The following is an 11,709-nucleotide window of genomic DNA, read 5'->3' on the forward strand; positions in this document are numbered from 1 at the left end:
TCGCATCCCGATCGGGCGACGCGGAGTTTCATCCGCTCCCGCAAGGATTCCGGCGGGTGGTAGGGGCGGTGCGGACCAGGCCGGTGAGGCGTGCCCGAGGCATGTGCACACCCGTTTTCCATGGAGGCGGGGTTGACTGGGGGTGAGTGGTGGTAGCGCGGAAAGGACATCGTCTTGAGCATCTCGCTGGCAGAGTCGCCCCTGGCACCCGACTATGACCGCTCCGCCATGTCCACCGGGATCGTCCACATCGGCGTGGGCGGCTTTCACCGCGCCCACGAGGCCGCCTGCCTCGACAGTCTCATGCGCAGACGCGCCGGGAGCGCCGCCCCGGAGGCCGCCTGCCTGGACTGGGGGATCTGCGGCGTCGGGCTGCTGCCCGGGGACACGCGGATGCGCGACGCGCTGGCGGGTCAGGGCCACCTCTACACCCTCGTCCGCAAGCACCCCGGCGGGCTGCGCGACCCGGCGGTCATCGGCTCGATCCACGACTACCTCTTCGCCCCCGACGACCCTGAGGCGGTCCTGTCCCTCCTGAGCGCACCGTCCACCCGGATCGTCTCGTTGACGATCACCGAGGGCGGTTACAACGTCGACGACACGACAGGCGAGTTCCACGTCTTCAGTCCCGGCGCCGTCCACGACGCCGAGCACCCGGGTGAGCCGACGACGGCCTTCGGCTACATCGTCGAGGCGCTGCGACGCCGTCGGGAAGCGGGAACCGTGCCGTTCACGGTCCTGAGCTGTGACAACCTGCCCGGCAACGGGAAGGTGGCGCGCACGGCGGTCGTCTCCCAGGCCGCGATGAGTGACCCGGAGCTGGCCGACTGGATCGACGGCAACGTCGCCTTCCCCAGCTGCATGGTCGATCGGATCACCCCGCAGACCACGCAGACGGATATCGCGGAGCTTCGGCGCGGACTCGGCGTTGAGGACGCCTGGCCAGTGGTCTGCGAACCCTTCAGCCAGTGGGTGCTCGAGGACGACTTCCCCGCCGGGCGGCCCCCGCTGGAGGAGGTCGGGGTGCAGATGGTCGACGACGTCGCCCCCTACGAGCTCATGAAGCTGCGCCTGCTCAACGCCTCCCACCAGGGACTGGCCCACTGGGGGCGGCTGCTGGGGATGGAGTACGCGCACGAGGCAGCGGCCGACGAGGACATCTCCTCATGGGTGCGGGCCTACCTCGAGCGGGAGGCCCGCGCCACCCTGCGCTCGGTGCCGGGGATCGACCTGGACGACTACGTGGACACGCTCTTCGAGCGCTTCACCAACGAGGCGATCGCGGACACGCTCTTCCGCCTGGCACAGGGAGCCTCCAGCCGGATGCCGAAGTTCGTTCTGGGCACGGTGCGCGACAACCTGACCGCCGGGGGGCCGATCCGCCTGGGGACGGCGATGGTGGCCGCATGGGCGCTGGGCGATGAGGGGGTCGATGAGAACGGCGACGAGATCGTCATCGACGACCCAATGGCCGATGAGCTGCTGCCCCTGGCGGCCGCGCAGAGGGCCGGCCACGAGACCGCCTTCATCTCCCACGAGGGAGTCTTCGGCGACCTGGCGACCGACGAGCGCTTCCGACGGACCTTCGTCGAGGAGCTGGACGCCCTGCGCCGCAACGGCGCGCGGGCGCGTCTGCGCAGCCTGGCCGGCCGCACCCGAGCGGCTTAGCCCCGGCCCGTACCCGGCCGCGCGGATCGTCCCCCCGCCGCCGAGCAGACACCACCGCACCGGCGAGTGGTGCCCCGCAGAGATTCCGCAGAGATCCTGCATAGATTCCACCCCTCTCACACCACCCCTCCCCCACCACATAGATTGCTAAGCCTTACCTTGCTTTGGTGACCTTTGTCCCATAGCATGAGGTGGTTCGTGAGTCTCAGGGCTGGGCCATGGAGGCCGGCTGCTCACGGGCACTCCGCGCCGCGGAGCATCCAGAATCCGACTCACTGATGAGGTTCCTATGGTCAAGCGCCAGCTTCCCAACCCGAGCGAGATCTTCGAGCTGCTGCACTTCAAGACGCCCGAGCTCAATCCCAGGCGTCGACGCCTCGACGCCGCGCTGACCACCTGGGACCTGCGCAAGATCGCCAAGCGGCGCACCCCGGCCGCGGCCTTCGACTACACCGACGGCGCCGCTGAGGGCGAGGTCTCGCTGCGCCGTGCCCGCCAGGCCTTCCGCGACATCGAGTTCCACCCCGACATCCTCCACCCGGCCGTCGACGTCGACACATCCTGCGAGATCCTGGGCGGCCGCTCCTCCATGCCCTTCGGCATCGCGCCCACCGGCTTCACCCGCCTCATGCAGACCGAGGGCGAGGTCGCCGGGGCCGGGGCCGCGGGCGCCGCAGGCATCCCCTTCACCCTGTCCACCCTGGGCACCACCTCCATCGAGGACGTCAAGGCCGCCAACCCCCACGGGCGCAACTGGTTCCAGCTCTACGTCATGCGTCAGCGGGAGATCTCCTACGGACTGGTCGAGCGCGCCGCTGCTGCCGGCTTCGACACCCTCATGTTCACCGTCGACACCCCCGTGGCCGGGGCCCGCCTGCGCGACAAGCGCAACGGCTTCTCCATCCCGCCCCAGATCACGGCCGGCACCGTCCTCAACGCGATCCCCCGCCCGTGGTGGTGGTTCGACTTCCTGACCACGCCCAAGCTGGAGTTCGCCTCCCTGAAGTCCACCGGCGGCACCGTGGGCGAGCTCCTTGACTCCGCCATGGATCCCACCATCAGCGACGACGACCTCAAGGTCATCCGCTCCATGTGGCCCGGCAAGATCGTCATCAAGGGCGTGCAGACCGTCGAGGACTCCAAGCGCCTCATCGACCTGGGCGTCGACGGCGTCCTGCTGTCCAACCACGGCGGGCGCCAGCTCGACCGCGCCCCCGTCCCCTTCCGCCTCCTGCCCGAGGTGGTCCGGGAGGTCGGCAAGGACGCCACGATCATGGTGGACACCGGCATCATGAACGGCGCCGACGTCGTGGCCGCTGTCGCCCTGGGCGCCAAGTTCGGACTCGTGGGTCGCGCCTACCTCTACGGCCTCATGGCCGGCGGCCGCGAGGGCGTGGACCGCATGATCGAGATCCTCTCCGACGAGGTCATCCGCACTATGAAGCTCCTGGGCGTCTCCAGCCTGGACGAGCTCGAGCCGCGTCACGTCACCCAGCTGACCCGCCTGGCCCCGGTGCGCCCGCAGGTCAAGGCCGCGGCCGACGCCCTCACCCGCTGAGCCCCGGGCCGCACAGCCGCACCGGTCCCGGCACCCCTCCGCTCGTCGGAGGAATCCCTCACGGCCGCTCCCCTTGCGGCACCCGGTGGCCCCGGAGACGACCCCCAGTGGTCCTCTCCGGGGCCACCGGCGTCCTGACGAGAACCGGAAGCATGCCGGAAACAGACCAGGCGCTATGGTCCGGGAAGAATCACATCTCTCCTCGGCGACGGGTCTGGGCCTCTTTGTGCGAGACGAACCACCCAGCGCCCCGGATCACCCCTGTGGTCGGCCCCGAACGACCACCGCCCTGAGGAAGGGACAGCGCCATGGCACAGTCCACGTCAGACCCAGTATCGAGCCCGACGTCAGGCCCCGCGACGACGGTCGACGACCTCGAGGAGGACCTCGCCCGGCCCGGTCGCCTCATCTCCAGCCGGTGGCGGCCTCGCAGCCTGCGCACCACGCCGTCGAGGGAGGACCGGGGGCTGTTCGGCCACCCCCGGGGGCTGCCCTGGATGCTCAACGTGGAGATGTGGGAGCGCTTCTCCTACTACGGCATGCGCGCCATCCTGCTGTACTTCATCACCGACACGATGGCCCATGGGGGCCTGGGCCTGAGCGATACCAGCGGACAGGTCGTCATCGCGCTCTACGGGATGGCCGTCTACCTGCTGGCCATCCCCGGGGGCATCTTCGCCGACCGCGTCATCGGGCCGTGGCTGTCCACCCTCTACGGCGGCGTGGTCATCATGGCCGGGCACATCTGCCTGACCATCCCCACCACAGTGACGTCCTGGACGGGGATCGTGCTGGTCGCCGTCGGAACCGGCTTCATCAAGCCGAACCTGACGACCATCGTCGGCGGCCTCTACGACGACGATGACATCCGCCGCGACGCGGGCTTCCAGCTGTTCTACATGTCCATCAACGTCGGTGCCTTCGCCTCTCCCCTGCTCACCGGCTGGCTGCGCGAGCACTACGGCTACCACGCCGGCTTCTCCTCGGCCGCCATCGGCATGGCCTTCGCCCTGGCGGCCTTCGTCCACGGCCGCCACAAGCTCTCGGCCTTCGCCTTCACCGTCCCCAGCCCCATCCGCCCCGAGGAGCGCCAAAGGCTGCTTCTGGGATCCCTCGGGGTCCTGGTCGCCATCGGCGTCGTCGTTGCCGTCCTCCAGGTGCTCACCGGCGACCTGGTCACCACCGTCGCCACGGCGGGCCTCCTCGTCCCGGTCGGAACGGCCGTGGCCTACTTCGTGGTCATGTTCCGCTCCCCGAAGGTCACCGTCCCCGAGCGCACCCACCTGCGCGCCTACATCCCCCTGTGGATCGGCGCGGTGCTGTTCTTCATGATCACCGAGCAGGCCGCCGGCAAGATGGCCACCTTCGCCGAGTCCAACACGGACCTGCGGCTGCCCTTCTTCGGCTGGTCGACCACCGCGGAGGCCTATCAGTCGGTCAACCCCGCGGCTATCGTGCTCCTGGCCCCGCTGATCGGCATGCTGTTCACCCGGCGGGCGGGCAGGTTCCCCTCCACCATCATGAAGTTCGTCATCGCGGTGCTCATCGTGGGGCTCTCAGCACTCATGCTGGGTTACGGATTCCAGATCTGGCCGGGCGGGCAGCACCTGTCCCCCTGGTGGTTCCTGGCGCTGGTCTACGTCATCCAGACCGTCGCCGAGCTCTTCCTGACCCCGGTCGGCCTGGCAACGACGACCGCCCTGGCCCCCAAGAGCTTCGCCTCCCAGGCGATGGGGCTGTGGTGGCTCAGCGTCGCCACCGGACAGGGCGTCGCCGGATTCGTCATCGCCCAGACCGAGCACCTCTCCGACGCCACCTACTACTACGGTCTGGGCGCGGCCACGCTGCTCATGGCCCTGGTGCTGTTCGCCGTCGCCCCGTGGACGCAACGGCAGATGGCCGACGTCGAGACGGCCACCGCCAAGTGAGCCGCGGCCGACCAGCGTCTTGCCGAGTGGCCCCACCCCGTCTCGGCGGGAATCACCTGCCTGATTCTCCTCGCATTCCCCCACAACCGACCGAACGGTCGGAGTAAAGTGCACGGGTACCTGTGGTTCGTACCGGACACCGATGGTCCGGTTGCACTCCTCACCCGACCACAGGAAGGGAGAGTCTCATGTCAACGACCCCGACTCCCGTCGAGGACGATCTCGCCAGCGGCCGGATGATCACCAGCCGCTGGCGGCCCGCCACCCTGCGCATGACGCCATCGAAGGACGACCGCGGACTGTTCGGCCACCCCCGGGGCCTGCCCTGGATGCTCAACGTGGAGATGTGGGAGCGCTTCTCCTACTACGGCATGCGCGCCATCCTGCTGTACTTCATCACCGACACCGCGGCGAATGGCGGCCTCGGTCTGAGCGCCAACTCCGGCCAGGTCATCCTGGCCTCCTACAGCGCCGCCGTCTACCTGCTGGCCATCCCCGGGGGCATCTTCGCCGACCGCGTCATCGGGCCGTGGCTGTCCACCCTCTACGGCGGGGTAGTCATCATGGCCGGGCACATCTGCCTGTCCATCCCCGTGGTGGCCACCTCCTGGCTCGGTATCATCCTGGTAGCCGTGGGCACCGGCTTCATCAAGCCGAACCTGTCCACGATCGTCGGGGGTCTCTACGACGACGATGACCCACGGCGCGATGCCGGCTTCCAGCTGTTCTACATGTCGGTCAACGTCGGATCGCTCGCCTCTCCCCTGGTGACCGGCTGGCTGCGCGAGCGCTACGGCTACCACGCCGGCTTCTCCTCGGCCGCCGTCGGCATGGGGGTGGCCCTGATCGCCTTCGTCTACGGCCGCCACAAGCTCTCGGCCTTCGCCTTCACCGTCCCCAACCCCATCCGCCCCGAGGAGCGCACGAGGTTCGTGCTCGTATCGGTGCTGACCGTGGCGGGGACGGCCGCACTTGTCGCGGTCCTCAGCACTCTGACCGGAAGCCTGCTGGACGCCATCTCCACCACCATGCTCATCATTCCTGCCGGAGCGGCGTTGGGCTACTTCGCACTCATGTTCCGCTCCCCCAAGGTCACGGCCCGCGAGCGCTCCCACCTGCGTGCCTACATCCCCCTGTGGATCGGCGCGGTCCTGTTCTTCATGATCTCCGAGCAGGCCGCCGGCAAGATGGCCACCTTCGCCAAGGACTACACCGACGGTCATATCCCGCTGATCGGATGGGCCCTCACCCCGGAGACCTACCAGTCCATCAACCCGGCCACGATCGTCATCCTGGCCCCGTTCATCGGCTGGCTCTTCACCCGGCGGGCAGGCAGGTTCCCCTCCACCATCATGAAGTTCGCGATCTCAGTGCTCACCATCGGCACGTCGGCCTTCATTCTGGGCTACGGCTTCCAGACCTGGACCGGCGGCGCGAAGCTGTCCCCCTGGTGGTTCCTGGCCGTGGTCTTCATCATCCAGACCGTCGCCGAGCTCTTCCTGTCCCCGGTGGGACTGTCCACGACATCGGCGCTGGCGCCCAAGAACTTCGCCTCCCAGACGATGAGCCTGTGGCTGCTGACGACGGCCACCGGCCAGGGCCTGGCCGGTTTCATCATCTCCAAGACGGAGCACGTCGCGAACTCCACCTACTACTACGGCCTGGGTGTCGTGACGGTCGCCGTAGCGATCGTCCTGTTCATCGTCGCCCCGTGGACGGAGCGGAAGATGGCCGACGTCGGGGTCACGGTGCAGGACTAGGCGCGGCTGGGGCGCCGCGAGTTCGTAGGTTGAGTCTCGGGTTCGTAGGTTAAGGGTACGAACCCGAGGGTTAACCAACGACCGCGTGCCTCCGGCTGCCGCCGGCGAGGATGGAGAAGGGAACCGCCTTGAAGGACTACGTCTCCGGCGAGGAGCTCATCGCGGAGATCCGCAAGCGCGCCGAGCTGTTCATCGCCGAGTTCGACGACGTCCCCGCCTCCGAGCTCCACATCCTCAAGGACGGGGTGGACCGCACGCCGGCGCAGATGCTCGCCTACCAGCTGGGGTGGATGGACCTGCTGCTGGGCTGGGAACGTGATGAACGTGCCGGACGCGAGGTGGTCACGCCCGCACCCGGCTACCGGCGGAACCGGCTCGGCGATCTCTACAGCACCTTCTACGAGCAGTGGAGCGACGCCTCCCTGCCCCGGCTTCAGGATGCCTTCCGGGAGAGGGTAGACGGCGTCGTCGCCCTCGTGGCATCGCTGAGCCGGGAGGAGCTCTTCACCTCCGGGCAGCGGGCGTGGGCCTCCTCGACGCCGTCGGCCTGGCCGGTGGCCAAGTGGGTGCACATCAACACGGTGGCGCCCTTCACCTCCTTCCGCACGAGGATCCGCGCCTGGAAACGCCGCTGAGTGCCACGGGGAGAGGGGCGTACTCATAGGAGCAGGAAGCCGGTCGGAGCCGGTCACTGCCCCGGCCCTGAGAGGCGCATGCCTGCCACTCGATCGTGTGGGGGGCCACCGGTGTCTCCGGTGGCCCCCCACAGGATCAGAGAGTGCTCACGTCATCTGGCGGTGATCGCCTCGGCGAGCTCCTCGAAGCAGCTGACGTAGGCGTCGATCGCTTCATCCGTGTGGGTCACCGACAGGGTCCACTCCTCCTCGCGGCCCGGAGTCATGAAGATCCCCCGGTTCATGTTGAACAGCCACGCGAGCTCGGACAGCTCCGCGTTCTGGTGCTCCTTGAAGGACTCGTAGTCGACGACCTTCTTGGGGGAGAAGGTGACGCAGCCCTTGCCGCCAACGCCCACCGCGTAGCCCGGAAGGTTGTAGCGCTCAATGACCTCCGTGCACCCCGCGAGAATGCGATCGTTGAGGTGGTCGAGGTGGGCGTAGGCCTCCGGGGTGAGGACCTTCTCGAGGTTGGCCCGCACGGCGGCCATCGCCAGGGGGTTGCCGTTGTAGGTGCCGACCTGGAACACGGTGTGGTCCTCCACCACGGACATGACCTCCTCGGTGCCTCCGATGGCGCCCGAGGGCAGACCGGCGCCGAGGGCCTTGGCCATGGTCACCATGTCGGGTGTCACTCCGAAGCGCTTGGTGGCACCGCCCGGACCGATGCACAGGCCGGTCTTGACCTCATCGAAGATCAGGACGACGCCGTGTCGCCGGGTGATCTCGCGAACCTGCTCCAGATAACCCGGTTCCGGCAGCACGACGCCCAGGTTCATCATGGCCGGCTCCATGATGACGCAGGCGGGCTTACGACCCTCATCAGCCAGCCGGATGATGCGGCGTTCCATGGCCTCGGCATCGTTGAAGGGAACCGGCACCGTCATCTGGACGGTGGCGTCGGGGATGCCGCCTCCGTAGGGCAGGGAGGCCAGGTTGTCACGGTCACCGATCTTGTCGTACTCGACGCCGATCGAGACCATGACGGTGTCGTGGTGCCCGTGGTAGGAGCCGAAGATCTTCATGACCGTGTCGCGACCGGTGTAGGCGCGTGCGATGCGGATGGCATCCATCGTGGACTCCGAGCCCGAGTTCGTGTAGCGCCACTTCGGCAGTCCCCACCTGCTCGAGAGGTTCTCCGCCACCGCCAGGGCATCCTCGGTCGGAGCGGCGAAGTGGGTGCCCTTGCCGTACCGCTCCAGAACGGCCTCACCGATCACCGGATGGGCATGTCCCTGAAGCATCGATCCGAAGCCGTTGTGGAAGTCCCACATCTCGTTGCCGTCGACATCCCAGACCTTCGGCCCCTGCCCGCGTTCGAGGTAAATGGGCCACGGCTCACGCAGCTGGTACGAGGAGGCGACACCGCCGGAAAGACTGTTCCTCGCGCGGTTGTACATGTCGCCGGATCCCTTGGTCCGTTCATTGAGGCGCTTGGACTCGATCTCGGTCAGCTCAGCGACTCGCTCCATATTGATACTCATTGCTCACTCCTTCGTGGTCCGGCCTGGCGTCCACATATCGTGCGTTTGATTACCGGTGCATCGATCGGCTGTGTCCGTCGATGCGATGACAATGTGTTTTCCTCTCAGCTCCTTCCGCCGGCCTGGCGCGGAGGGAGCTGTTTTCATGTGTGCGCGTTCGCTCCGGTTCACCGGCAGTCACGACGCAGCACGGAGCGGGTAGGTTTCGTCACCGTCTTCAAAGACAGTCGCCACCTTCGTCTCCTCAGTGACAGCGTCGGATCGTGCGATCACCTCCCCGCGGAAGAAGGCCGGTGCTCGGACGTACTGCACAAGCATCAGCACCACGCCCAGGAGAATGAGGGCCAGGGTGAGGACGAAGACGAGACCGACGCCGAAGACCTGCGATCCCGATCCGTACTCCGGGTCGAGGGAGTCCTTCAAGGTGAGCCCGAGGAGCGAGAAGAGGATGAGACCTCCCAGCCCCGGTGAGACCAGCATGAAGAAGAAGTTCCTCACCGAGCGGAACCACTGTCCTCGGAAGTACCACACCGCGGCGAAGGCGGTGAGCCCGTAGTAGAAGGCGATCATCGCCCCCAGGGTCTGAACCGTGTCCCACAGGACGGAGGTGGATACGAAGCGCAGAAGCGTGTAAAAGGTCGAGGCGGCGACCGCCGAGACGACTGTTGCGTGACCGGGAGTGAGGAAGCGCGGAGAGATCTCGCCGAGCTTCTCCGGCATTGCTCCGTAATACCCCATCGACAGCAAGGTGCGGGCCGGAGAGACGAAGGTGGACTGCAAGGACGCCGCGGACGAGACCAGCACCGCCGTCGACAGGAGGATCGCGAACGGCCCCAGAACCGGTCTGGCCAAGGCGAAGAAGACATTGTCCTGGATCGCGGGATTGCCCAGTCCTATCCCGTCCTTCCCCAGGCCGGCGAACATCATGGATCCGATCGTGACGAACATGTACACCGAGACGATGGTCATGACGGTGAGCACGGCAGCGCGCCCGGGGGTGGAGCTGGCGTCGTCGGCCTCCTCATTGACCGTCAGCGACACGTCCCAGCCCCAGTAGATGAACAGGGACAGGGAGACGCCCGCCACGAAAGTCCCCAGCGAGTCGACGGCGAACGGATTGAACCATTCGAGCTTCAAGGGCGTCGGGTTGACGGCGGTTCCGGTGAAGTAGCGGTAAATGGCCACCGCGCCGAAGCCGAGGAACACCGTCAGCTGAAACCCCACCAACCAGTACTGGAGCTTCTGGGTGGTCTGCATATCGCGGTACGCGATCCAGGTCGCCAGCGTGATGAAGACCAGGCAGGTGAGGGTATTGACCCATACGTTGTCGGAGAGATCCGCAATGGCGGGTTTGCGAGTCACCTGTGCGAGCAACAGGTAGAAGAAGTCGACCGCGATGGCCGCGAGGTTCGACAGGACGACGACGGTCGCCACAATCAGCCCCCATCCGTTCATCCACCCGATCCACGGCCCGAAGGCGCGAGTCCCCCAGGTGAAGGAGGTGCCCGAGTCGGGCATCGCCGCATTGAGCTCTCGGTATCCGAAGGCGACCAGGAGCATCGGGATGAAACCGACGAGGAAGATCGCCGGCACCTGTTCGCCCACCTCTGAGGCGGTCGGTCCCAGTGCGCCGGTGAGCGTGTACGGGGGCGCGATGCAGGACACGCCGATGATGATGGCGCCGAGCAGACCGACAGAACCCTCGGCCAGTCCCTTCTTCGACAGCCCGCCTCCGGAGCCCGTGGTCGCCGCGCTCATGTTCCACCTCCGACGTCGGCCGGATCAGCCGGGACGGCGACGAGCGGTACGGGCAGGACCCGCAGGATCTTGTTGGCGTCCGGCCCCAGGAACAGGCGCCCGCTCTGGGCCAGCCGTGCCGACCCCAGGAAGGCCAGCTCATTCCTGCTCCACTCCATGGCCAGCACGGCGGCGCTCATGGAGTGGGCGTGAACGATCTGGACACGCTGATCATCCAGCCCATTGAGATCCAGGCGCACCTCGGCGAGCAGGGCCTCGGTCCGCTTCTCGATCTCCGCGGTGTCCTGTGAGTCCCCGGTGGCCACCGTGACGAGACGCAACGGGACACCAGCCCTGTCGGCGAAGGTCCTGGCCTTGCTCAGCACCCCCCTCCACCTGCCGGACTCCCCCAGCATGACCGTGATGCGTGAGAGGCTGTCGAGAGGGGCGTGCCTCATGCCGCGCGGGGACAGGGCGACCGGAACAGTCGAGGAGTTGAGCAGCGTCTGCCCCACGGAGCCGAGGGACACCCGCCCCAGGACCCCGTGACGACCTCCGCCGGCTACGAGCAGGTCGGCCTTGAGCTCCTCGGCCGAGGCGATGATGCCCTCGGGGAAGGAGAGGCTGTACCGCAGGTATTTGCTCACCGGCACACGGGGCCGATGCTCCTCCATGATCTCCGACATCCATTCGTCGACCTGCGTGGCAACGACGTCCTGGAAGGCGTGATCGGTGACGTCAAGGACGTAGCGCCCCTCGCCGCCCTTGACGACGGTGACGAGATCGAGTGGGCACGAGAACGCTTCAGCGAGAGACACCCCCAGGTGATAGGAGTCTCGACCGCCGAGCGAGTTGGTGAAGGCCGTCAGAATGCGCATGGGGGTGATCTCCTGTTCGCTT

Annotated in this window: 8 protein-coding genes; 5 read left to right on the top strand and 3 right to left on the bottom strand. The window is 67.2% G+C overall.

Annotation, left to right across the window (positions count from 1 at the left end; all coding sequences use genetic code 11):
• The first annotated feature begins 228 nt into the window (after nt 1-228).
• The 5 genes from BKH33_RS08935 to BKH33_RS08955 all read left to right on the top strand — a co-directional run bounded on the left by BKH33_RS08935 (nt 229) and on the right by BKH33_RS08955 (nt 7,549).
• Nucleotides 229-1,668 (top strand): mannitol dehydrogenase family protein, encoded by a 1,440-nt coding sequence (locus BKH33_RS08935; RefSeq protein WP_100219001.1) that lies wholly within the window; start codon nt 229-231, stop codon nt 1,666-1,668.
• A gap of 289 nt (nt 1,669-1,957) precedes the next feature.
• Complete coding sequence (locus BKH33_RS08940) at nt 1,958-3,226, top strand: alpha-hydroxy acid oxidase (RefSeq protein WP_003780722.1); 1,269 nt, start codon at nt 1,958-1,960, stop codon at nt 3,224-3,226.
• A 308-nt stretch (nt 3,227-3,534) separates the two neighbouring features.
• Nucleotides 3,535-5,154: a peptide MFS transporter gene (locus BKH33_RS08945; RefSeq protein WP_003780716.1), complete on the top strand. Its 1,620-nt coding sequence runs from the start codon at nt 3,535-3,537 to the stop codon at nt 5,152-5,154.
• 188 nt (nt 5,155-5,342) lie between these two features.
• A complete protein-coding gene (locus BKH33_RS08950; protein WP_003780691.1) occupies nt 5,343-6,914 on the top strand; it encodes a peptide MFS transporter in 1,572 nt (523 codons plus the stop codon).
• 128 nt (nt 6,915-7,042) lie between these two features.
• A complete protein-coding gene (locus tag BKH33_RS08955; protein ID WP_043538804.1) occupies nt 7,043-7,549 on the top strand; it encodes a ClbS/DfsB family four-helix bundle protein in 507 nt (168 codons plus the stop codon).
• Between the two features lie 152 nt (nt 7,550-7,701).
• On the opposite strand, the gene BKH33_RS08960 is transcribed toward BKH33_RS08955, so the two are convergent.
• The 3 genes from BKH33_RS08960 to BKH33_RS08970 form a co-directional block, all read right to left on the bottom strand.
• Nucleotides 7,702-9,072 (bottom strand): aspartate aminotransferase family protein, encoded by a 1,371-nt coding sequence (locus tag BKH33_RS08960; protein ID WP_003780726.1) that lies wholly within the window; start codon nt 9,070-9,072, stop codon nt 7,702-7,704.
• A gap of 177 nt (nt 9,073-9,249) precedes the next feature.
• Nucleotides 9,250-10,830, bottom strand: a complete 1,581-nt coding sequence (locus tag BKH33_RS08965; protein ID WP_003780706.1) for an APC family permease — start codon at nt 10,828-10,830, stop codon at nt 9,250-9,252.
• Nucleotides 10,827-11,687, bottom strand: coding sequence for a universal stress protein (locus BKH33_RS08970; protein WP_076070223.1), 861 nt, complete (start codon nt 11,685-11,687; stop codon nt 10,827-10,829). The genes BKH33_RS08965 and BKH33_RS08970 overlap by 4 nt, the downstream gene beginning before the upstream one ends.
• Between the last annotated feature and the right edge of the window lie 22 nt (nt 11,688-11,709).

This window comes from Actinomyces naeslundii (assembly GCF_001956585.1).
GTDB lineage: Bacteria > Actinomycetota > Actinomycetes > Actinomycetales > Actinomycetaceae > Actinomyces > Actinomyces naeslundii.